We start from the raw sequence: 23,228 nt of genomic DNA, 5'->3' as shown, positions 1-23,228 counted from the left end.
GGTGGGCCGGAACGGCGAAGAAGGGAAGGAAAGGGGGACTCAGCCCGGCGGCAACAGGCGGCCGGGATTGAACAGGTTCTGCGGGTCGAGCGCCTGCTTCACCGCGCGCATCAGCGCCAGTTCGGCCGCCGGCTTGTAGCGCGCCATCTCGCCCAGTTGGACACGGCCGACGCCGTGTTCGGCGCTGAAGGTGCCGTTCAGGCGGGCGGCCTCGTCGTTCACCGCATGGCGGATGGCGGCGGCCAGCGCTTCACGTTCGGCGACAGCATTCCAGGCGTCGAAGGAGAAGAAGGGGATGAAGTGGACGTTGCCGTCGCCGAGATGGGCGACGACGATGGCCGGCAGGCCGGGCACCAGCGCCTGCACCGCGGCGGTCGCGCCGTCGATGAAGGCGGGCACGGCCGACAGCGGCACCGCGCAATCGGTGGTCAGCCCGACGCCGGCCTTCTTGTTCGCCTCCGAAACGCTGTGGCGCACCTCCCACAGGGCGTGGCGCTGCGCGTCGCTGGCGGCGAGCGCCGCGTCGGTCAGCAGCCCGTCCGCGAAGGCGTCCTCCAGGATTGTCTGAAGCTCGGCGTCCAGCGCGTCGCCGTCGCTGTTGTCCGACAGCTCGATCAGCACATGCCAGTCGGCCGGCGTATCGATCGGGCTGCGGCGGCCCGGAACCTGTTCCACCACCAGATCGAGCTGCAGGCGGTTGATCATCTCGAAGGCCGACAGCCGGGCGCCGCAGCGCTCCTGCACGCGGGTCAGCAGCGTCAGCGCGTCGGCCGGCGACGCCATCCCGACCCAGGCGACGGCATGGCGCGTCGGCAGCGGATGCAGCTTCAGCGTCGCCGCGGTGATGATGCCGAGCGTGCCTTCCGACCCGATGAACAGATGCTTCAGGTCGTAGCCGGTGTTGTTCTTGCGCAGGCCGTACAGGCCGGACCAGATCGTGCCGTCGGCCAACACCACCTCCAGCCCCAGCACATTGTCGCGCGTGTTGCCGTAGCGCAGGACCGAAGTCCCGCCGGCGTTGGTTGCGATGGTCCCGCCGATCTGGCAGGAGCCTTCCGCGCCCAGGCTGACCGGATAGAGCCGTCCCGCCGCCGCCGCCGCTTCCTGCGCGGTGGCGAGCACGCAGCCGGCCTCGACCTCCATCGTGCTGTTGACGGGATCGATGCTGCGGACCGCGCGCATGCGCGCCAGATTGAGGATCACCGGGGCGGGACCCGTCTCCGACGGAACGGCGCCGCCGCACAGGCTGGTGTTGCCGCCCTGCGGCAGCAGCGGAATCCCGTGCCGGGCGCAGCAGCGCACCACCGCGGCCACCTGTTCCGCATTCGCCGGTCGGACAAGGCAGAGCGCCGGACCGCGGTAGCGCCCGCGCCAGTCCTCCGTCGCGCCCTCCAGGTCGATTTTGGATGTCAGAACGGCGTCGGCGCCGATCAGGCCCGACAGCTCAGCGATCACGTCCACACGCGATCTCCTTGATCTGCATGGTGTCTGTCTTAGTAATCGCTATCCGATTACATCAACTGAAATATGATACCTCGTGATTGGTGCTCCAACAATCCACTTTTTGCATAGAGACCGAAATTTTGGTTAGGCACCGAAATATCAGGGGCCGGAGTGATGGATGGCCGGATCGGACGAACCGCCGGCACTGCGACGGCAGGGACTCTCGACCTGCGGTGGCGGACCTGCCTATAGTCCGAAGCCTGTATTCCGGGACTGTGTGACGTGGCAGGGCCTTCCTGCCCCTGGGGCGTGAGTTCATGAGCCGTTTGATCGATGCAGTGTTTGCCCGTCCGTCGACGGTGGCGAAACCCGTCCGGACCCAATCATCCGCCCGCCGTTTCGTCGTCATCGACTGCGAGACCACCGGGCTGTCGCCGGCCGGCGGCGACCGCATGGTCAGCTTCGCCGCGATCGAACTGGCGGAGGCGACGCCGACCGGCCACTGTCTCAGCCTCATCTTCAATCCGGGGCGCAAGTCGAACCCGCATGCGCTGAAGGTGCATGGGCTGCCGGATCACCTGCTGCGCCATCAGGATCCATTCCACAGCGTCGCCCAGGACATCCGCGGCTTCCTGGACGGCGCCGTGCTGGTCGGCCACAATGTCGGATTCGACATCGGGTTCCTCCAGCACGAATTCCGGCTCTGCGGCATTCCCTGGGTGCCGGGCCAGTCGGTCTGCACCATGCAGCATGCCAGGGGGCAGGTGGCGGGGCGCGCGTCGCTGGATGCGGTGGCGACACTGTTCGGCATCGATGTCGGCATCCGGGCGCGCTTCCACGGCGCCTTTGTCGATGCCGAGATCACCAGTCGCCTGTTCCAGAGGATGATCCTCGGCAGCGCCGACATGCTGGCGGTTCCCCATCTGGCGCCGACCAACCAGATCGATCCGCCGGCGGTGGTCCGGCAACCGGCCGCGCCGATCACGCACGGCATCGCCAGTTATGCCTTCGCCGTCACAGGAGAGTTGACCGGCCTGTCGCGCGAAGCCGTCATGGCCCGCATCCTGGCGCTGGGCGGAAGCTGGCATCACAGCGTCCGCAAGGACACCGACTATCTCGTCGTCGGCCACGCCCCCGGCGCCACCAAGCTGGACACCGCCGCCGCCCGGCGCGCCAAATACGGCAAGCCCGATACCATCGACGAGGCGCAGTTCTTCGCCATGGTCGCGGCCTCCGGCGGCGGGCGGCGCAGCTGACGGCAGGTGAGCCGCGCCGGACTCCAAGCTTCTGGTTTTCCGTGTGATTCACGCTTCAAGCGATTCCGCTTGAACCGATCACACTCTAGAAGATCGGGTCGATGACCGTGAAGCGCAGATCCTGCGCCATCGTGTCGAGGACGAGGAGGCTGTCTCCACCGCCGAAATCGATCCGCACGCCGTCTCCCAGTGCGACGACATGCTCCGTTCGCCATGCCGCCGTGCCGATGACCGCCTCGAACCCTTTCAGGATGATGACGTCCAACGACGGATCGAAGGCGGTCAGCACGTCGGCGCCGCTGCCCGGGGCGAAGAAGAACTGGTCGCTCTCGCCGTCCCGTTCGGCCAGCAGCACATCGTCGCCGGTGCCGCCGTCGACGATGTCGCGTCCCGCCCCCGGAACCAGAACGTCCCGGCCGGACATGCCGTACAGGCGGTCGGCGCCATCCGCCCCGTCGATGTAGTCCGCGCCGGCGCCGCCGTTCAGCCGGTCGTCCCCGGCGCCGGCCAGGATCCGGTCGTTGCCGCCCAGGCCATGAATTCTGTCCGCGCCATCCTGCCCCAACAGCGTGTCATCGCCTTCGGTCCCCTTGCGGATGTCGTCCGGTGCCGCGCCACCCGGCGCCGCGATGACGCCCATCAGCTTGGCCGTGTGGTCCCAGTAATCGGACCCGCTTCCGGGGGGAAGCTCAGCCAGCACGATGGTGCCGTCCGTCGTGCCGTCGGACAGGAAGAAGCGATCGATCTGGGCTGAATAGTCGCGGTCGAACCCCAGCACGCCGCCAGCGTACTCCCCGAGCAGCCTGTCGCCGTAGGATCCTCCCGCCGTCTGTCGCAACTGACGTGTGCCTTCGGATGTTCCATCGGTCACCCACAGGCCGGCGGGACCGGCTTCGCTGTGATCCGTCAGGAAGAAGGCGCGGTCGCCGGCAAGCTCGATATCCCCATACATCCAATCGGCCTGATGGAGCTGGGAGGTCCCCTCCGGCGTGCCGTCGGTCACCAGCAGACGTTGGGACCCCGACCAATAGTTCTCGTCGAGGAAAAGCAGGCGATTGCCGTCCCCGCCGGCGCTCCCCCGATCGAGCCAGCCGAGCGGCTGGGCGAGGTCCTGGCCCGGCAGGTAGCCCACCGCGCCAGTGGCGGTGTCCAGCACGCCGATCCTCGAAGCGGCACCCTGTTCGATCCGGTAGGTGTCCATATTGCTCGTGAACATCACCTGGCCTTCGCGCGATCCGACCACGGCGCCGAGGTCCCAGCCCTGCATCGTCAGGTCGCCGAGGTACCGGGTGCCCTGCTGCGTGCCGTCGGTGGCCCAGAAGGTCGAATGCCGGACGGCGGTCGGCCACTCCATGCTGCCGGTCCACTCGGTCACGGTCGTGACCGAGGCCACCAGCCCGTCGGGCGTGGCGGCATAGCGGATGGCCCCGCCGTCGGGAACGAGTTCCGTGAAGGCCGTCGCTGTGCCGTTGGCGTCGACGAAGGTGAGCTTGGACGGCCAGGATGCCGATCCCTCGTGGAAGGCCAGCCCTTCGTCGGGCATGCCGATCAGCGTGATGCCCTGGGACCATGGGGCGAGCGGCGCCATCTCATGGAAAAGGCGGGTTCCCGCAGCGGAGCCGTCGGAGCTCCAGATCCCATCCTGCGCCCCGCCGTCCGCATGCAGGTAGAGCCGGCCATGGGCGGCCGTCAGCGCCGACGGCGAGGCCCCTTGGGGCCCCGGCATGAGGTCCGCCACCATCCGCGTGCCGGCCGCGGTCCCATCGCTCACCCAAAGCTCGCGGCCATGAACGCCGTCGTCGGCGGTGAAGAACAGCCGATCGCCGACCACCGTCAGGTCGTCCGGGGTGCCGGATGCGGCACCGGCCGCGGCATCGAACAGCCGGGTTCCGCCGCCGGTTGCGTCGGTGACCCAAAGCTCGCGGCCATGAACGCCGTCATCTGCGGTGAAGAACAGTTTGCCGCCGGCGACGACGGAATCGCTGGGGGCGCTTCCCTGCTCGCCCACCCTGATGTCGGCGAGCAGGCGGGTCCCCGATGGCGTGCCGTCGGTGATCCAGGGCTCGGTCCCCGTGCTTTGCATCGTGGCCGTGAAAACAGCGATCTTTGCCTGTGCCATGCCCCCTCCAATCGGATGAAGCATTGCCCGGAGCAGACAAAGTCATGCTGTGATAATTTTAGAGCATGCAAACGCAGTTTATATAAATATAAAGACGGTTGATTATTCTGTTCGATTTCTTTCTGATTTGAGACCACAAATGCTGCGGCTTTGGTCTGCTTTGGCAGAACAAATGCTTTAACTGGCTCAGCTTCAACAATCGGAAATGGGGAAGATGTTGGCTTCCCCGAATCATTCCGGTTGACTGGGAGCGTCCGGCAAAGAAAAAGGCCGCTGCCAGGAAGGCGCGGCCTTTAGTTCAGGTTCGGGAGGAAACGATGAACCTGGAGAGACCATAAGGCCCTACAGATTAACGCACTGTGAACAGCCTCACAGGTCTGCACCTATACTACTTTATTGCAATGGCTTCGAATCGGCCGGTGGTTCTCGGCGGTGGGTGCGGAAAGCTGCGGTCAGAGCAACGCCATCTGCCGCAGAACCTCGTTGCTGCCGCGCCAGATCATGTCGAGGGCGACGTAGGTGATGATGAGCAGGCCGACCCAGCCGATCCAGCGGTGCTTGTGCAGCACATGGGCGATCATGTTGGCGGCGGCACCCATCAGCACGACCGACAGCACCAGCCCGATCACCAGGATGGTCGGGTGCTCCTTGGCCGCGCCGGCCACCGCCAAGACGTTGTCCAGCGACATCGACACGTCGGCGACGACGATCTGCCAGATGGCTGCCCCGAATGTGGTGGCGCCGGCCGCCGCGACGGCGGCATTGCCGGCAGAACCGGCGGTCGCGACACCGCCGGCATCGGGCATCGCCATGGCCTCGTCGGGGGCGACCTCGTCCTCGCCATGGCTGCGCAGTTCGCGGAACATCTTCCAGCACACCCACAGCAGCAGCACGCCGCCGGCCAGCGTCAGGCCGATGATCGCCAGCAGCTGCGTGGTGATGAGGGCGAAGAAGATGCGCAGCACGATGGCCGCGGCGATTCCCCAGAAGATGACTTTGCGGCGCTGGGCCAACGGCACCGCGGCGGCGGCCATGCCGACGACGATGGCGTTGTCGCCTGCCAGCACGAGGTCGATGGCGATCACCTGAAACAGCGCGGCCAGCGCGTCGGCCGTGAACAGATCGGTCATATGGTGCTTTCCTCTTACATCGGGCAAGAGAGTGGCACCCAAGGGAGGCCGGTCCGGACATACGGAATGAACGCTGCCGGCAGGCACGGGTCGGGGCCACTCTGAACGTCTTTCCAGTCCGACATCACAGTTCGACGAACTGTCAGAGGGGCCCGGCCTGGCAGGGCCGACCTTTAGACGAAGGGTCCGCACATGACAATTGCGGTTTGGCTGCAACGGCCATGCAGCGGACGGCGTTCGCCGCGGAAAAGCTCCCGGCCGCAAAACAGCTTTTTTCATCCCGTGCTTAGCGGCGGCGGCCGGCGGTGGTAGAACTCGGTTAATCGCCTCGTGTTTCTTCCGGCGGAGGGAAGGCATGGCCCGGTGGCCGCGGTCCACTCGTCCTTCTTCCGAAACAATCGAGCGAAACCGCCGTTCTCGCGGCCTGAACCCGATGTTGCGCATCCATGCGGCCGGCGGATGGAACAATGAAACAGGCCCGGAAAACCGTTCCACGGCGTTTCAAACGTTCCATCCGGGGCCGGTCCGGATCCCCGCGTCAGGCCGCGCGCACCTCGCCGATGAAGGCCTGGATCCGCTCGCGCAGGCGGTCGGAGTCGCGGGACAGGCTGTCGGCGGCGCCCAGAACTTCCCCGGCCGCCTGTCCGACCTGCCCGGCGGAGCTGCTGACCGCGGCGATGTTGCCGGTCACCAGCTGGGTTCCCTGTGCGGCCTGCTGGATGTTGCGGCCGATCTCCTGGGTGGCGGCGGTCTGCTGTTCCACCGCCGCGGCGATGGCGCCGGCGATGGAATCGACGTCGTTGATGGTGCGGCCGATGGTCTGGATCGCCGTCACCGTGCCATCGGTCACCGTCTGGATTTCGGCGATCTGGCTGCCGATCTCCTCGGTCGCCTGGGCGGTCTGGGTGGCGAGCGCCTTTACCTCCTGCGCCACCACGGCGAAGCCCTTGCCGGCCTCGCCGGCACGCGCCGCCTCGATGGTGGCGTTCAGCGCCAGCAGGTTGGTCTGGCTGGCGATGTTCTGGATCAGGCTGACCACGTCGCCGATCTTCTGGGCCGCCTGCACCAGCCGGGCGACCAGCGCGTTGGTCCGCTCGCCCTCCTCCACCGCATTGCGGGCGATGGCGGCGGCGGCGTTGACCTGCCGGCCGATCTCGCCGATGGAGCTGCCCAGCTGTTCCGACGCTGCGGCGACGGTGGCGACGTTGGCGGAGGATTGCGCCGTGGTGACGGCGACGGTGGAGGCCTGCTCCGTCGTCTGCGAGGCGATGGCGGTCATGGTCTCGGCATTGCCGCGCAGGTGGCGGGCGGCCGACGCAACCGCCTGGACCACGTCCTGCACGTCGGCGTCGAAGCGGTCGGCCAGCGCCCGCATGGCGGCCTGCCGGTCGCGCTCGGCCTGCAGCTTCTGCGCCTCGCGCTCTTCCTGCAGGCTGCGCATGGCAAGGCCGTTGCTCTTGAACACCTGCAGCGCGCGGGCGAGCAGCCCGACCTCGTCCCGGCGCGCCGCGCCCTGGATGTCGACAGCGAGGTTGCCATCGGCAATGGCCGTCATGTCGGCGACCAGCCGGTGCAGCGGCCGGACGACGAAGACCACGATGATGGAGCCGAACAGGCCGAAGGCGACCAGCAGGCCGGCACCGGTGACCGCATACAGGCGGGTCATGACGCTGGAGGACAGCGCCAGCGCCCGCTCCTCGGCGCGCTTGGTCTCTTCCAGGCTGTGGTCCACCCGCTCCGACAGCGCCAGGGTCAGTTTCTGCCGGACCGGGCGGCCGACGTCGATCGACACGCGGATCGCGCTGTCGGTGTCGTAGGCCCGTGCCAGATCGACCGCCTTCTGCGACACCCGTTCATACTCGCCGACGATGGACTTGATGCCGGCGATCGCTTCGCGGTCGGCCGGGGCGTCATAGGCCGCGGCCAGCCGGTCGATGGCGGCCGTCGCCTTGCCGATGTTGTCCTTGTAGGTCGCGAAGGCGGCGTCGATGCGCTCGCGCGTTCCGGCGACCAGCGCGTTGGACTCCGCGTCCATCGCGTCGCCCATGGCCGACTGGATCGCCAGCGCCGCCGACAGCCGCCCGGCCACCACGTCGGTCACGCGGCTGGTGGAGGCGGTCAGGTCGATCAGCGCCGACCGGGCGGTCCAGACCACGCTTCCCATGACGGCAAGCAGCAGGACCGCCGGGATCAGCAGCTTGTGGACCAGTTTCCGGTCGGAAAACCAGCGGTGCAGGGCCATGACGTATCTCTTTCCGAGGATAATAGGTGGGCCGAGGGGGGGCTTTCTGCCCAAGGCAACCGGCGGCAGCGGGAGCAGGAAATCCCCGGCCCGAGTAATTGCTATACGATTGCTTTGACCGAAATATGATAGACAATAGTTTGTGTCCGAACAAACAGTTTTTCTTGCCGGCCGTGTGGCCGGCACCGGCGAATTGTGTCCGGGTGCTACTCCAGCGACGCCATGGTGGGCGCGTTCGGACAGATGCGGTCATGATCCTCGCGGGTGCCGCCGGCCAGCAGCCGGGTACAGGCGCGGGACTTGCGGCAATGCATGCACACCCGAGCGAGGTCGTTCATGACGTCGCCCCGCTCGGCCTCCAGCGCGGCGCCGTTCAGGCCGTGCAGGGCGAGCGCCGCCGGCAGCAGGCTTTGCACATGGCCGCCGCGGGCAAGGGCCGGCAGGTCGCTCTCGCTCAGTCCGGCGTCCTGCAGCACCGCCTTGCGGTCCAGCGGTTCCAGTGCCGCCAGCGCCTGCATCTGACGCCCACCGCGCCAGCACGCCAGCAGGGACGCGCACCAGCCGCCGCGGGCGGTGAAACGGGCGGGAGCGGCGGCGGATGTGTGAAGGGAGTTCGGCATGATCGGCACCCTCTAATTGATCGACCGATTAATAAGGCCGCAGCAGGGGGTGGAGATGCCTTGATGCAGATCAGTTTTGCGTGTGACGGGGCAGGCGAGGGGGCCGGAGCCCCCTCACGGTGCCGGAGCCAGCATGCCGGCGGTGACGAAGCTGGTTATGGCCTTCAGGATCTCCTCCGGATCGTCCAGGTTGACGATGCCGGGCGCCATCTCCTCCAGCCGGTGGGTGTCGGAGAAGGCGTAGAGATAGGCGCCGATCATCAGCGTCATCCGCCAGTAGACGTCCTTTTCCGAAAGATGCGGCAGGGCGTCGCGAAGGGTCTCGGTGAACAGGCGGGTGGAGGTCTCGTAGGCCTCGTTGCGCAGCTTGTAGGAGATCTCCGGCGGTTCGGTGTGCAGCCGGGCCTGCAGCCGCATGAAGGTGCGGCCGGCCGCGGTGGAGCGCATCGACAGGGCCGGCATCAGGAAGGCGCGGACGATGTCCGCCACCGCCGGCGGCTTGCCGCTGCGGCGCAGCTCCTCCAGCCGCTGCATGCGGTCGTCCGCGATTTGCCGGCCGCGGCGCAGGAAGACCTCTTCGAACAGGCCGTATTTGGAGCCGAAGTAATAGTTGATCAGCGCCTGCGTCACCTGGGCGGCCTCGGCGACGTTGCGCAGGCTGGTGCCGGCATAGCCGAGGTTGGCGAACTCGATCTCCGCCGCGTCGAGGATCTCGTCGCGTACGTTGCTGACGCCCTCCGGCCGGCCGGGGCCGGCCCGGCGGCGTTGCGCCGGGCGTCCCCGTTTGGCCGCCGTCTCCGGCTGTGCCGTCTCCGGTTCTGGAGCCGCATTGGGCTGTGAACTCGCTGATTTCATGGCTTCCGCGGAGGAATCGTCCCTGTCGCGGACACGTATACCATCCTTGGGCAAGGGCGCATCCACTCCTTTCACCCCGTCACAGAGCCAGCACACGCTCGGCGGGTACGACGTCGCCGTATTTCTGGGCGATGTCGAACAGGTTGGCCTCGTGCGGGGCAATCGCCCGGTCGCCGACGCAGTCGGACAGCACCACCGGCCGGAAGCCGTGGCACATGGCGTCCACCACGCTGGCCCGCACGCATCCCGACGTGGTGCAGCCGGCGACCAGCAGCGTCTCCACCCCCATCCGCGTCAGCCAGGGGGCGAGGCTGGTGCCGAAGAAGGCCGACGGGTTGGTCTTGCGCACCACCAGCTCGCCCGCGGCCGGCGTCAGTTCCGGGACGATGGCGCTGGCCGGGGCGTCCTCCGTCAGCGTCAGCATGCCCGGCACCTTGATCGAGAAGACCGTGGCGTCCGACCCGTCGTCGGCATAGACGATGCGGCTGTGGGCGACCGGCCAGCCGCGTTTGCGCGCCTCCTCCAGCACCGTCACCGTGCGGGCGATGGCGGCGGGGATGTTGCCGCCGCCGAACACCGCCGGGTCGGCGAAGCCGTTGACGAAATCGACGATCAGCAGGCCGATCCGCCCCTGGATGCCCAGCGATTGGCCGAAGCCCTGACGCTCGTAGACCTCTTGCGTCGGCTCGCTCATGCTACCGGCTCCTCTTCCAGAAGGCGGCCGGCGCGGACCACCTCGCGATCGTCCAGCCGGACGGTGCAGTTGCGCATGGGGATGTCGATATGGCAGGCGGTGGTGCGCGATCCGCCTCCCTCGTTGTTCGGCCCCATGGAGAACAGGAAGTTGCCGGCGAAGGCGCGGGCGTCCATGCCGATGGTGTTCTCGCGGTCGTACAGGCCGAGCGTCGACCAGCGCGCCCGCTTCTGCAGGCCCCAGCCGATATGAGAGACGGCATAGGCCTCCGGATCGTCGAAGACCTCCATGTAGTCGTTCAGCAGATCGGCATCCATGCCGCCGGTGATCGCGGTGACATAGCCCTTCTCCACAATCATCTCGATGCGGTCGGCGACATAGGACTTCATCGGCAGCAGGATGTCGCCGCGCTCCAGCACGACGCGGCCCTCCGCCTTGCCCTCGTTGGGGAAGGTCAGCCCGAAGCCGCTCGGCCAGTGATCCCAGCGGCCGGGCTCATCGACGAAGCCGTATTCCTGGATCGCCGGGAACTCGCCCAGCGGCAGGCGCAGCTCGGTGCCGGCGGCCGAGGTGACGGTCATCTCCTTCGCCCCCGCCAGCAGGGCGGCGGCCTCGCCGACGCGGGCCTTGTCCTCCAGGCTGGGCAGCAGGCGGACCAGCACCTCCGGCGGTTCGACGGCCAGCAGGATGCGGGTGCCGCTCTCCAGGATTTCCGCCTGTTCGGGCGAGAACAGCAGCGTCATCAGGTCGAGAACGATGTCGCTTTCCTTCAGCGCCGCGATGGCGGCGCGGTTCCCGGTCAGCGGCGTGGTGCCGAGATAGGCCAGGCTGTCGCGGCTGTGCGCGAACTCGGCGTTCATCGGCGGCAGGTCCAGCCGGTTCACCACCGCCCCCATCATCCCGGCGGCGATCCACGCGGTCTGCAGGGTCTGCGGGTGGGTGTCGGCGCTGGTCAGCAGGGTGACCGTGTCACCGGCCTTCAGGTTGGACAGGGTGAGGACATGGGTCCAGGCGCGGACCATGTCGGCATCACTGACGGACATCGCGGGGGTCCTTTCTTTTGTGGGGTTCAGACCGGCTTGCCGAGGAAATCGCCGAACGCGCGGTAGAAGCCGTCCTCGTCGTCCCAGGGGATCATGTGTCCGGCGTTCTCCACGCGAACCACGCCGATGGCGGGGTTGAGGTTGCGGATCTCCGCCTCCTCGTCCGGCAGGATCACGTCGCCGCGGCCGGCGGCGATCAGCAGGGACGGGCAGCAGACGCGTGGGATATCGGCGTGGATGTCGTCGGTCCGGAAGCCCTCATAGGCGGTGACGATGGCGCGCTCGTCGCAGGTGTGCAGCCATTCCGCGCGCAGGCGCAGCTGCTCGTCGGTCCAGGTCGGGCAGAAGGGGCGCATTGCCTCCAGATCGGCGCCCTGCGCCATCAGGCGAATGGAATCGACATACCAGGGAAGCTGCGCCGGATAGGGGCGTCGGCCCGGTCCCGACACCGGCGGATCGACCATGACGAGACAGCCGGGCTCGGCCCCATGACGGCTGACCGCGCGCAGCCCGATACGCGCACCCATGGAGTGCCCGACCAGCGCATAGTCCATCAGCCCCAGCGCCGCCGCGAAGGCGGCCACGTCGGCGGCCATGGCATCCAGCCCGTAGTCGAGCCTGTCCGAAGCTTCCGACAGGCCGCGGCCGCGGACGTCCAGCACATAGGTGTCGAAGTTGCGGCCGAAGCGTTCGGCGACGAAGCCCCAGGTCGGCGCCGGGCTGGTGATGCCCGGCACGATCACCAGCGGACGGCCGGCGCCGCCATAGCGCAGGTAATGCTGGCGGATGCCGTTGGCGCGGACATTCGCGCCGTATTGGAAGGTGCTCTCCATGCCGTCCCCTCCTCAATAGGCGCCGGACAGCAGCGCACCGGCGCCGGGCACCGCCGTCTTCAGGTCCAGCGCCTTCAGCATGGCGTAGGTGGTGGCGACGGCGGCCGTGATCACGGGCTTACCGGTCATCGCCTCGACCTTCGCGATCACCGGCAGCGACGGCATCTGCACGCAGGCCGACAGCACGATTGCATCGACGTTGCGGGTGTCCATGCCGGCGACGATTTCCGGCAGGCGTTCGGGGTCGTGGCGGCCGACGGCGATGTTGTCGGGGATCTCCAGCGCCCGCCAGTCGGCGACCTCCACCCCTTCATGCTCGATGTAGTCGATGACCAGCTTGGTCAGCGGCTTCATGTAAGGGGCGACCAGCGCGATGCGCCTGGCGCCGATGACGGGGAGCGCATCGACCAGAGCGCCGGCGCTGGTGATGACCGGGGCCGGCGCGCCGTTCTCCACCGTGCGGCCCTGCAGCCGCTCCTGCGAGACGCGGTGATAGCCGCGGCCCATGCTCATGATCGCGACGAGGCAGGCATAGCCCAGTACGTCGACACGGGCGTCGGTGAGTTCCAGCGCGCAACGGTCGGATTCGCCGTCCATCGCCGCCAGCTCTTCCTTGGCGACCGTCTTCATGCGCATGCGGCTGGAATGGAAGGTGAAGCGGGTGCCGTGCGCCAGCGCGTGGGCGGTCAGCATCGCCGGGATCTCCGTCTCCATCGTGGTGTTGGAGCTGGGGACGATCTGGCCGATGCGATAGGTGCGGGTGGTCATTGCGGGCATCCCTCAGGCGGCGAGTTCGGAAGCGGCGGCGACGCTGGGGCGGAACTTGCGGGCGTCGTATTCGTAGACCCAGTTGGCCTGGATGCCGGTGGCCTGCGGGTTGATCAGGCCGCGCAGCCAATAGACGAAGTCGCGCTTGGCCTGGGCGAGGGGCGAGGGCAGGTGGTAGGTCCGCCCGCGCTCCCGCGCCTCCAACTGGACCCGGCTGGTGCGGGGCAGCCGCTCGCGCTCATAGTCGCGCAGGGCGGCGGGCACGTCGCGGCCGTGACCCTCCAGCGAGGCGGCCAGCACATAGGCGTCCTCGATCGCCATGGCGGCACCCTGCGACAGGAAGGGCAGCATCGGGTGGGCGGCGTCGCCCATCAGCGTCACCCGGCCCTTCGACCAGCTCGTCATCGGATCGCGGTCGAACAGGCCCCATTTGTAGACGGTGTCCACCCGCTGGAAGAGCGTCTCGACATTGCGGTGCCAGCCCTGGAAGGCGTTCAGCAATTCGCTGCGGCTGCTCGGCGCGTTCCAGCTTTCCTCCACCCACTCGCTGGTCTCGGCAACCGCGACGATGTTCACCGCCTTGCCGCCGCGGACATAGTAGGTGACGACATGGCTCTTCGGGCCGAACCAGAAGGACGCCTCCGGCGCCACGAAATCCACCGGTCCGTCGACCGGCACCACGGCGCGGTAGCACATGTGGCCGGTGAAGCGCGGCGCCTCCGGTCCGAACAGCGCGGCGCGCACGGCGGAGCGCACGCCGTCGGCACCGACGATCAGGTCGGCCTCGAATTCGCTGCCGTCGTCGAAGGTGGCGACGGCGCCGTTCGGCTCCTGCCGGACGCCGGTGCAGCCGACGCCAAAGGTTGCGATCGACTCCGGCACCACCGAGGCGAGGATGGAATGCAGGTCGGCGCGGTGGATGTGGATGAAGGGCGCATCGTACAGGGTCGGGCAGTCGGTCAGCGGCGTGCGGAAATTCTCCCGCGCCGTGCGCCAGTTGCGCCCGACCAGCGCCTGCGGCAGGAAGCCCGCCTCCAGCATCCTGTCCAGCAGCCCCAGGGTCTTGATGACCTTGACGGCGTTCGGCGTCATCTGGATGCCGGCGCCGATCTCGCCGAAGCCGGCGGCGCGTTCGAACAGGCGCACCTCGAAGCCCCGTTGCAGCAGGCAGCCGGCCAGCGCCACGCCGCCGATGCCGCCGCCGACGATTCCAATCCGCGGTTTGCTTCTCACTCTATCCCTCCTTCAGGGAGACGCCGACAATTAATCGGCCGGCTGTTTAATTACTGTTTGCGCTTGGCGCCAGCGGTTTGACGGCGGGCGATCTGGTGGCGGGCTTGCCCCCTCCCTAACCCTCCCCCGCTTTCGCGGGAGAGGGAACTCCGCCGCTTCGACACCTGACTCCCTCTCCCGCAAAGCGGGGGAGGGTCGGGGAGGGGGCGACCCACGCCCGCACCGTCACCCGCCCAGATACGCCTTCAGCAGTTCCGGGTCGCCGCGCAGTTCCGCGGCCGGGCGGGCGGCGGCGATGCGGCCGGTCTTCACCACATAGGCGCGGCTGGCGACCGCCAGAGCGTTGTGGATGTTCTGTTCGACCAGCAGCACCGTGACGCCATGGGCGTTGATGGCGCGCACCACGTCGAACACCTCCTCGGCCATGCGTGGGCTGAGGCCCAGGCTGGGCTCGTCCAGCATCAGCAGGCGGGGTTCCGACATCAGCGCGCGGGCGATGGCCAGCATCTGCTGCTCGCCGCCGCTGAGCGTGCCCGCCATCTGCCGGGCCCGCTCGCGCAGGCGCGGGAAGCGGTGGAAGGCCATGCCCATGCGGGTCTTGACCTCATCCTTCGAGCGGCAGAGATAGGCGCCGAGCGCGATGTTCTCCTCCACCGTCATGCCGGGCCAGACGTGGCGTTCCTCCGGGCAATGGGCGATGCCGGCGGCGACGATCTCCTCCGGCGGGCGGTTGGCGATCGGCTTGCCGTTCCAGGCGATGCTGCCCGACCGCGCCTTCAGCAGGCCGGAGATGGCGCGCAACGTGGTGCTCTTGCCGGCGCCGTTGGCGCCGATCAGCGCCACCGTCTCCCCGGCATGGACGTCGAGCGAGATGCCGTGCAGCGCCGCGGTGCTGCCGTAGGAGACATGCAGGTCCCGCACCCGCAGCACCGGCTCCGCCGCGCTTGCGGCTGCGTCCGGGACGTCCATCGTGATCGTATTCATGCCGCCGCCTTGCCGAGATAGGCCTCGGCGACCTTCGGGTTGTTCAGGATTTCGCGCGGTTCGCCTTCAGCCAGCATCTGGCCGAAATTCAGCACGACGATGCGACCGCACACGCCCATCACCAGTTCCATGTTGTGTTCGACGATCAGCAACGACTGCACCGCCTTGCCGACCAGCGTCTTCAGCGTTTCGCCGAACTGCATGGCCTCGTGGCTGTTCAGCCCGGCCGCCGGCTCGTCCAGCATCAGCAGGGTCGGCTTGGCGGCCAGCGCCACGGCGACCTCCAGAAGGCGGAGCTCGCCGCAGGACAGCAGATGCGCCGGGGCGTTCATGCGGCGCGACAGGCCCATGGTCTCGACGATGGCGGCCGCACTCTCCCGCGCCTCGCGTTCGGCACGGCGGACCTTCTCGCCGGGGAAGAAGGTGGCGAGCAGTGACTGGCGGCCTTCCATGTAATGGCCGGTCAGCACATTCTCGAACACCGTCAGCCGCTTCATCACATTGGTCTTCTGGAAGCTGCGGATCAGGCCGAGCCGCGCGATGGCGTGCGGCTTGTGGCTGGTGATGTCGGTGCCCCTGAAGAAGACCCGGCCCTCGGTCGGCGTGTAGAAGCCGGTCAGCATGTTGAAGCAGGTGGTCTTGCCGGCGCCGTTGGGGCCGATCAGTCCGACGATCTCGCCGGGACCGACCGCGAAGCCCACCTGCTTCACCGCGGTGATGCCACCGAAGCGCATCGTCAGGTTCTCGGCCCGCAGAAGCGGCTCGCTGTTGCGGAGGGCGGTCATACGGTGCGCTCCTCGATGGCGGGGGAGAGGGACGGGGCGTCGCCGCGCTGTTCGCGGCGCCGGGCGACGAAACCCATCAGGCCGTTGGGCAGGAACAGAACGATCGCCATCACGATCAGCCCGAACAGCGACAGGCGCAGCTCCTGCAGTTCGCGCAGATATTCCTCCAGCAGGGTGACGATGACCGCCCCCACCACCGGGCCCAGCAGCGTGCCCTTGCCGCCCATCAGCACCATGATGATGATCGTCGCCATGAAGGCGAAGCGGAACACCTCCGGCCCGACGAAGGAGATGTAGAAGGCATAGAATCCGCCGGCCAATCCGGCCAGGAAGGCGCCCAGGACGAAGGCCTGCATGGCGGTGCCGAAGGGGTTCACGCCGATGGACTGCGCGACGTAGCGGTTCTCGCGCACCGCCACCGCGGCGCGGCCGGCGTTGGAATAGACGAAGCGGTAGGACAGGTAGAAGGTCAGCGCCGCCAGCCCCAGCACGATGGCGAGGAAGGCGCTCTTGTCGGAAACCCCGCCCTGGCCGACCCCCGCCAAGCCCATCGGACCGTTGGTCACGGCGATCCAGTTGTTGGCGACGATGCGCAGCACCTCGGCGAAGGACAGGGTGACGATGACGAAATAGGGTCCCTGCAGCCGCAGCGTGATGGCGCCGATTGCAAGCCCGAACAGCGCGGCCACCACGCCCGCCGCCGGTACCGCCGCCCACATCGGCCAGCCGGCATTCACCGACAGCAGCGCCGCGGTGTAGGCGCCGGTGCCGAGGAAGGCGGTATGGCCGAGCGAGAATTCGCCGACATAGCCGACCACCAGATTCAGGCTGTTGGCGAGGATGGCGTAGAAGATCGCCATGATGGCGAGGTGCAGGACGTACTGGTCGGTGATCGCGAAGGGCAGCAGCGCCGCCAGGACCCCGAGGCCGAGGAGGATGTTGCGTTCGAGCGTCATGTCAGGCCCTCTCCGCCCGGATCGAGAAGAGACCCTGCGGCCGCAGCACCAGGATCAGGATGACCAGCAGGAAGCCGATGATGTCGACCATGCCGGTGGCGACATAGCCGCCCCACAGCGCCTCTGCCACGCCCAGCAGCAGGCCGCCGGCGATGGCGCCGGGGAAGCTGCCCATGCCGCCCAGGATCACCACGACGAAGCTCTTCAGGCTGACCAGCCCGCCGACCGACGCCTGCGCCGAATAGATGCTGGCCAGCAGCATGCCCGACAGCGCCGACAGGGTGCAGCCCAGCGCGAAGGTCGCGGCGTAGACCTGCTTGGTGCGGATGCCGGCGAGGCTGGCGGCCATCGGGTCCTGGAAGGTGGCGCGCATGGCGCTGCCCAGCCGGGTGCGGTGGATGATGGCATGCGCGCCGACGATCAGCGCGATGCCGATGACCATCGCGAGCAGCCGCATCTTGGTAATGGTGACGGGGCCGAGGAAGATCGGCCCTTCGGTGATGGCGCGGGCGACCTTCAGCGGCGCCGGGCCGATGGCGAGCAGGGTGATGTTGACCAGGAAGATCGACAGGCCGATGGTCAGCAGGATGCCCGGCTCCTCGCCCTGGCCGCGGACGCGCTCGATCAGGAAGCGGTCCACCAGCCAGCCGAAGCTGCCGATCGCCAGCGCCACCAGCACCAGCCCTGAGAAGAAATCGAGCCCGAGGTAGGTGGTGACGAACCACCCCACCACGCCGCCCAGCATGTAGAATTCGCCATGGGCGAAGTTGACCACCCGCATCAGGCCGAAGATCAGCGTCAGCCCCAGCGCCGACAGCGCATAGAAGACGCCGACCACCAGCCCGTTGGTCAGGAATTGCAGGAACAGATCCATTGCAGTCTCAGCCTCGCTGTGGCGTGGGGCCGTGCCGGCTTACTGCGGCGCTTCGACGGGGGAGGATGCGACGACCTTGGGCGTGCCGCCTTCGATGCGGACCAGCACGGCGTCGAAGCCATAGGCCTGGCCCTTGGCGGTGAAGCGGTATTCGCCGTTCGGCGCCTTGTAGTCGGTCTTGCCCAACGCCGTGCGGATGGCCTCGGCATCGGTGCTGCCGGCCTGGGCGATGGCCTGCGCGGTGATGTTCAGCGCGTTGTAGCCGGCCGCCCCGTACTTGCCGGGCTTCACCTTGTACTTGGCCTCATAGGCCTTCACGAACTCGTTGTTGCGCGGGGTATCGACGCTGGAGACATAGGGAACGGCGGCATAGATGCCTTCGGCCGCGTCGCCGGTCAGGTTGATGAAATCGGCGGTCGCCCAGGAGCCGACGCCGAACACCTTGCTCTGCACCCCCATTTCCTGGAGCTGCTTGACCAGGATGGAGCCGTCCTGCGTTTCCGCCGCGACGAAGATGCCGTCGGGCTTTGCGGCGCGCAGCTTGGTCAGCAGGGTGAAGAAATCGGTGGAGCCATGGTCGAAATACTCGGTCAGCGCCGTCTTCACACCCAGCGCCGACAGGTCGCGGGAGAATTCCTCCACCCCGCCGCGGCCCCAGTCGTCGTTGACGCCGACATAGGCGACGGATTTCAGCTTCAGATCGTTGGCGAGGATCTTGGCGAAGGCCTTGGCCATCAGCGCATCGGTTTCGGCGGCGCGGAAGAACCAGGGATTGTTCTGCTCGGTCAGGGCGGCGCTCGACGACACGCCGGTCACCAGCGGAATCTTGTACTTCGCCGCCACCGGCATGATCGCCGCGGTGGCGGAGCTGCAGAAGGCGCCGACCAGGACGGCCACCTTGTCCTTCTGTACCAGCTTCTCGACCGCGTTGACCGAGTTGGCCGGGGCGCATTGCCCGTCCTCGATCACCAGCTCCACCGGCTTGCCGAGCACGCCGCCCTTGGCGTTGATCTGCTCGACCGCCAGCTTGGCGCCCTCGACCACCGACTTCCCGTTATAGGCGACGGATCCCGTCAGCGGCTCGACGAGGCCGATCTTCACGCTGTCCTGCGCGTTGGCCGAACCCGATGCGGCGATACCGGACGCGGCGACACCGGCCGCAAGCGCGCATCCCAGAACATAGCGGTACATCTCTAACCCTCCTGTCCCTTGGGGAATGTGTGGAATTGGTCGTGATCCCACGCCTGCGCGGGTGTCGGGCCAGCCCGAAGGCGCGCGCAGGGGTTGCCCCCATTCGGGGTGCTTATGCGCCGTATTCCATACGGTTAGGCGATTTTATTATTCGCCCAATTAATTCTTGTCCCAACGTTAACGAGGGCCGGCGCCCCCTGTCAATCCCGATTATCGGCCTGCCTGCCGACCCGATCGGAGGAATTCACGCTGCGTCGCAAAATACGGGCCAGACCGGGCAACCGGCGGAACGCAGCGGTTCCCGCGGTCCATGGACGTGGGCACACGGAAGATCAGGGGGATGGGAGTGCCCAAAATCCGCGCATGCACATGCATTCCAGGCAGGCCGCCCAAATCTTGGGCGGCTGCAGGTCGAACGTACGGTGGCGCGGCGGAGCGGTCAGCCGGCTCCGGCCATCAGAGCGCGATAGACCATCTGGTCGTCGTGAAGTCGCAGGAAGACGCTGTATTTGGCGTCGTGGTAGGCGCGCAAACGCCCTTCGGCCGGCGCGATGCTGCGGCCGGCGCGGGCCATGCCGGCCATGCCGGCGGCGATGTCGGGGAAGGCGCCCGCCGCGACGGCCCCCAGAACAGCGGAGCCCAGAAGCACCGCCTCCGGTTCCTCCGGCAGGACAAGGGTGCAGCCGGTGGCGTCGGCATGTGCCTCCAGGAACACCGGATTCTTGGTGCCGCCGCCGCAGGCAAGGATGGTGTCGATGGTGTAGCCGGTGTCGTTCATCGCCCCGACGATGTGACGGGTGCCGTAGGCCACCGACTGCACCGTCGCCAGATAGAGCAGGGCCAAGTCTTCCAGCCCGTCGGACAGGCGAAGCCCGCTGATGGAGCCGCGCAGGCTCGCATCCGCCCGCGGCGAGCGGTTGCCGTGGAAGTCGGGCAGCACATGCAGGTCGCGGGTCAGCATCGCCATCGGCCCGCCGCTGCGCTCGGCCAGCGCGGCCAATTCTTCGTTCAGCAGCTGGTAGACAGTCGTGCCGCGGCGGCTGGCTTCGGCGGCAAGATCGGCATGGTGGGGATGGCTCTGCACCACATGGTCGATTAGCGCGCCGGTCGCCGACTGCCCACCCTCGTTCAGCCAGAGCCCCGGCAGCATGGCGGAGTGGTAGGGTCCCCAGACGCCGGGGATGAAGCGCGGCGCCGCCGGGCTCATCACCATGTGACAGCTCGATGTGCCGCCGATCAGCGCCAGCCGCCGGTCGTAGTCGATGACCTCACCGGCGGATACAGGGGCGCCGATGACGCCGATCCCGCCGGCATGGGCGTCGATCATGGAGGTGCCGACCGCGATGCCCGGCGTCAGGCCAAGTTCGCGCGCCGCATCCACGGTCAGGCCGCCGCCGATGGCGCTGCCGACCGCGCCCACATCGGTGCCGATGCGCGCATGACCCTCATCCACCAGATCGCCCAGCCCGATGGCGCGGAAATAGGAATCGTCCCACCGTCCCTCATGGCCCAGATAGGTCCATTTGCACACCAGTGAGCACAGCGACCGCCGCGTCGATCCAGTCGCCCTCCAAGTCAGGAAATCCGGCAGGTCGAAGAAATGGGCGGCGCGGCTCCAGCTTTGCGGAAGGTTCTCCTTCAGCCACAGCAGCTTGGGCGTCTGCATTTCCGGCGACAGCCGGCCACCGACATAGCGCAGCACCTCATGGCCGCCAGCATTGATCCGGTCGGTCTGGTCGATGGCGCGGTGGTCCATCCAGACGATGACGTTGCGGGCGTCGTCCCCAGCCGGATCGACCGTTACCGGCCGTCCGGCGGCGTCCAGCACCACCAGCGAGCAAGTGGCGTCGAAGCCGATACCGACCACCTCCGGCCGTTCGCCGCAAGCCTCCATAGCCTCGCGCACAGCAGCGCAGACCGCGGTCCAGATGTCGTCGGAGGACTGCTCCGCCCAGTCCGGATCGGGCTTCCACATCCGGATCGGGCGCGATGCGGCGGCCAGCCGCCGGCCGGCAAGGTCGAAGATGCCGGCGCGGGCGCTGCCGGTCCCCACATCCACCCCGATCACGGCGCGCGTCATGGCATGTCCTCCGTCCGACGCTTGCAGTGCGATCGCTTCAGACGGAATCGTCTGAAGCGTGAGTCGCACGGAAAATCAAAAAGCTACAGGCTCGCGCAGAAGGCCTCGAACGCCTCGCGGCTGGCATAGGATTTCTGGGTGCCCGGCCGGGTGATGCTGTCGGCGGCATAGCGCACCGCCATGTGCAGTGCCGCGTCGAGATCGCGGTTTTCCACATAATAGCGCGCGAAGCTGCCGATGAAGGCGTCGCCGGCCCCGGTGGTGTCCACCGGCGTGACCCGCACCGGCTCGATCCGCCGCGTGTCCTCCCCCTTCGTCACCAGCAGGGCACCGCGCGCGCCCAGCGTGACGATCACCGTGCGGATGCCGCGGTCGATCAGGGAGCGCGCCGCCGTTTCGGCCTCCGCCTCTGAATTCACCGCCAAGCCGGAGATGGTCGCCAGTTCCGTTTGGTTCGGCACCAGGAAGGTCACCTGCTCGATGCGCTTCGGGTCGAGATCGGCAGGGGCGGGAGCCGGATTCAGCAGGGTTTCAATGCCGTGGCGGGCACCGAATTCGATGGTGTGGTAGATCGTCTCCAGCGGGACTTCCAGCTGCATGACGATCAGGTCGCAGCCCTTCAGATCCTTGGCAGCGCGGTCGACGTCGGCCGGCGACAGCAGGGCGTTGGCGCCCTTGATGATCAGGATGCTGTTCTCGCCCGACGGCTCGACGAAGATCGGGGCGACGCCGCTGGAGGTGCCGGGCACCCGCTCGACATAGCGGGTGTCGATGCCCGACGCCTCGAAGTTGCGGATGGTGTTGTCGGCGAAGATGTCGTCGCCGACCTTGGTGACCATCATCACCTCCGCGCCCAGCCGGGCGGCGGCGATGGCCTGGTTGGCGCCCTTGCCGCCGCAGCCCATTTCGAAGCGCGGCGCTTCGATGGTTTCGCCGGGGCCGGGCATCCGGGCGGTGTAGGTGATCAGGTCGACCATGTTGCTGCCGACCACGGCGATCTTGCCCATCTTCGTATCTCCTCTCACAGCGCCCTAAATCACAGCGCCCGGATGGCGCATTCCTCGGCTTCGGCCTCGTCGGCGGTCAGGTAGCCCAGCCGGACGGAAAAGCGCCGCGTCTCGCCGCCCGCCAGTTTCTGGACGTTGCCCTTCATCGCCTCCGCATTGTAGCCCTCCGGTTCGCAGGTGGAGGGCAGGGCGAAGGCGCAGACCTTCTGGTCGCTGTTGACCAGCACCCAGCGCACCGTCTTGGGGAACTCCCGCGTGCTGTAGGCGATGTGGAAGGCGTCGCCCTCCCGCCGCCGCATCATCACCGCGGTGCCGCCCTCCTCGTCGGTGCGCAGGCCGCGGATGTAGAAGACCTGCTCCGGGTCGTAGCGCTCGGGCTCGTCCAGCACCTCCATCACCGCCGGATCGCGGGCGAGGTCGGACAGCAGCGCGTCATAGGCGGGGCTGCGCGGCACATGGGCCGGCACCGCGGTGCGCACCGCCGTCGCCTCCGGCGTGAAGGGAGCGGGCTGGACGATGCGCGCGCCCTCGGCGAAGGCGAAGTTGACGTGGCACATGTACATCAGATCCATGGCGGCACCCGACAGGTTTTCCACCTCCATCCTGATGTCGAACAGGGCGGAGCCGGGGCGCAGCACCACGCGCGGGCGGGCGGCGTAATGGGCGCCGAATCCCATCACATATTCGCGCAGGCCCGTCACCGCCATGTAGGGGCCTTCGTCGTCATCCCCCACCTCCAACCCGGCGGCGTCCATCGGCGCGCAAGGCATCTCGCCATGCAGGAGGTGGCTGTCCTGCGGGCCGGGGCAGCCGTTGCGCAGCAGCCCGGAATGGAAGGCGAAGCAGCCGTATGTGCCGACGATCTCGCTGGCCGGGCGCGGCATGTCGAACATGTTCGCCATGGTCAGGTCGACGCCGTCGAACACGGCATCCCACACCATCTGGCCGTAATAGGGCAGCACCACCAGATGGCCGCGGCGGTTGGACAGCCGCACCGCCTCGATCCCGCTGTCGTAGCGGAACAGGCTGGCGGTCATGCCGTGCGCCTCGGCGATCGGGCGCTCCGCCTCGCCGAAGAAGCTCTTGCGGAAATGGATCGCGGTCCGGACGTTCAT

Annotated in this window: 20 protein-coding genes; 1 reads left to right on the top strand and 19 read right to left on the bottom strand. The window is 67.7% G+C overall.

All coding sequences use genetic code 11. From position 1 onward, the window contains the following. Positions 1-39: 39 nt before the first annotated feature. The gene (locus FZ983_RS18835) at positions 40-1,461 is read right to left on the bottom strand and encodes an FAD-binding oxidoreductase (protein ID WP_149225052.1); all 1,422 of its coding nucleotides are present in this window, start codon (positions 1,459-1,461) and stop codon (positions 40-42) included. Positions 1,462-1,760: 299 nt separating this feature from the next. Here FZ983_RS18835 and FZ983_RS18830 point away from each other — a divergent pair, with 299 nt between their 5' ends. Then, positions 1,761-2,699 (top strand): exonuclease domain-containing protein, encoded by a 939-nt coding sequence (locus FZ983_RS18830; protein ID WP_149225051.1) that lies wholly within the window; start codon positions 1,761-1,763, stop codon positions 2,697-2,699. Positions 2,700-2,784: 85 nt separating this feature from the next. Here FZ983_RS18830 and FZ983_RS18825 read toward each other — a convergent pair whose 3' ends face one another. The 18 genes from FZ983_RS18825 to FZ983_RS18740 all read right to left on the bottom strand — a co-directional run bounded on the left by FZ983_RS18825 (position 2,785) and on the right by FZ983_RS18740 (position 23,228). Next, on the bottom strand, positions 2,785-4,818 hold the full coding sequence (locus tag FZ983_RS18825) for an ELWxxDGT repeat protein (RefSeq protein ID WP_149225050.1): 2,034 nt from the start codon (positions 4,816-4,818) through the stop codon (positions 2,785-2,787). 452 nt (positions 4,819-5,270) lie between these two features. Further along, a complete protein-coding gene (locus tag FZ983_RS18820; RefSeq protein ID WP_149225049.1) occupies positions 5,271-5,948 on the bottom strand; it encodes a TerC family protein in 678 nt (225 codons plus the stop codon). Positions 5,949-6,486: 538 nt separating this feature from the next. Then, a complete protein-coding gene (locus tag FZ983_RS18815) occupies positions 6,487-8,190 on the bottom strand; it encodes a methyl-accepting chemotaxis protein (RefSeq protein ID WP_149225048.1) in 1,704 nt (567 codons plus the stop codon). 206 nt (positions 8,191-8,396) lie between these two features. Next, positions 8,397-8,810, bottom strand: a complete 414-nt coding sequence (locus FZ983_RS18810; protein ID WP_149225047.1) for a hypothetical protein — start codon at positions 8,808-8,810, stop codon at positions 8,397-8,399. A gap of 114 nt (positions 8,811-8,924) precedes the next feature. Next, positions 8,925-9,665 carry a TetR/AcrR family transcriptional regulator gene (locus tag FZ983_RS18805; protein WP_149225046.1) on the bottom strand — a complete coding sequence of 247 codons (741 nt, stop codon included), beginning with the start codon at positions 9,663-9,665 and terminating at the stop codon, positions 8,925-8,927. 79 nt (positions 9,666-9,744) lie between these two features. Continuing rightward, positions 9,745-10,359, bottom strand: a complete 615-nt coding sequence (locus FZ983_RS18800) for an N-carbamoylsarcosine amidohydrolase (RefSeq protein WP_149225045.1) — start codon at positions 10,357-10,359, stop codon at positions 9,745-9,747. Beyond that, on the bottom strand, positions 10,356-11,402 hold the full coding sequence (locus FZ983_RS18795; protein ID WP_149225044.1) for a 2,5-dihydroxypyridine 5,6-dioxygenase: 1,047 nt from the start codon (positions 11,400-11,402) through the stop codon (positions 10,356-10,358). The genes FZ983_RS18800 and FZ983_RS18795 overlap by 4 nt, the downstream gene beginning before the upstream one ends. Positions 11,403-11,428: 26 nt before the next feature. Further along, complete coding sequence (locus FZ983_RS18790; protein WP_149225043.1) at positions 11,429-12,235, bottom strand: alpha/beta hydrolase; 807 nt, start codon at positions 12,233-12,235, stop codon at positions 11,429-11,431. A gap of 12 nt (positions 12,236-12,247) precedes the next feature. Further along, positions 12,248-13,003, bottom strand: coding sequence for an Asp/Glu racemase (locus FZ983_RS18785; RefSeq protein WP_149225042.1), 756 nt, complete (start codon positions 13,001-13,003; stop codon positions 12,248-12,250). A 12-nt stretch (positions 13,004-13,015) separates the two neighbouring features. Continuing rightward, on the bottom strand, positions 13,016-14,236 hold the full coding sequence (locus FZ983_RS18780) for an FAD-dependent monooxygenase (RefSeq protein ID WP_149225041.1): 1,221 nt from the start codon (positions 14,234-14,236) through the stop codon (positions 13,016-13,018). A gap of 225 nt (positions 14,237-14,461) precedes the next feature. After that, positions 14,462-15,166 (bottom strand): ABC transporter ATP-binding protein, encoded by a 705-nt coding sequence (locus FZ983_RS18775; protein WP_348771065.1) that lies wholly within the window; start codon positions 15,164-15,166, stop codon positions 14,462-14,464. Positions 15,167-15,216: 50 nt separating this feature from the next. After that, complete coding sequence (locus FZ983_RS18770; RefSeq protein ID WP_149225039.1) at positions 15,217-16,005, bottom strand: ABC transporter ATP-binding protein; 789 nt, start codon at positions 16,003-16,005, stop codon at positions 15,217-15,219. Beyond that, positions 16,002-16,961: a branched-chain amino acid ABC transporter permease gene (locus tag FZ983_RS18765; RefSeq protein WP_149225038.1), complete on the bottom strand. Its 960-nt coding sequence runs from the start codon at positions 16,959-16,961 to the stop codon at positions 16,002-16,004. Before FZ983_RS18765 ends, FZ983_RS18770 begins: the two co-directional genes overlap by 4 nt. Before the next feature lies 1 nt (position 16,962). Continuing rightward, on the bottom strand, positions 16,963-17,835 hold the full coding sequence (locus FZ983_RS18760; protein ID WP_149225037.1) for a branched-chain amino acid ABC transporter permease: 873 nt from the start codon (positions 17,833-17,835) through the stop codon (positions 16,963-16,965). A 39-nt stretch (positions 17,836-17,874) separates the two neighbouring features. Further along, positions 17,875-19,026 carry a penicillin-binding protein activator gene (locus FZ983_RS18755; RefSeq protein WP_149225036.1) on the bottom strand — a complete coding sequence of 384 codons (1,152 nt, stop codon included), beginning with the start codon at positions 19,024-19,026 and terminating at the stop codon, positions 17,875-17,877. Positions 19,027-19,465: 439 nt separating this feature from the next. Beyond that, complete coding sequence (locus tag FZ983_RS18750; protein WP_149225035.1) at positions 19,466-21,106, bottom strand: FGGY-family carbohydrate kinase; 1,641 nt, start codon at positions 21,104-21,106, stop codon at positions 19,466-19,468. 83 nt (positions 21,107-21,189) lie between these two features. Further along, positions 21,190-22,113, bottom strand: a complete 924-nt coding sequence (rbsK, locus tag FZ983_RS18745) for a ribokinase (RefSeq protein WP_149225034.1) — start codon at positions 22,111-22,113, stop codon at positions 21,190-21,192. A 29-nt stretch (positions 22,114-22,142) separates the two neighbouring features. Next, the gene (locus FZ983_RS18740) at positions 22,143-23,228 is read right to left on the bottom strand and encodes an aldose 1-epimerase family protein (protein ID WP_149225033.1); all 1,086 of its coding nucleotides are present in this window, start codon (positions 23,226-23,228) and stop codon (positions 22,143-22,145) included.

This window comes from Azospirillum sp. B21 (assembly GCF_008364825.1).
Lineage (GTDB): Bacteria > Pseudomonadota > Alphaproteobacteria > Azospirillales > Azospirillaceae > Azospirillum.
The sequence above is the reverse complement of the archived record's forward strand: the minus strand, read 5'-3'. Positions and strand labels throughout refer to the sequence as shown.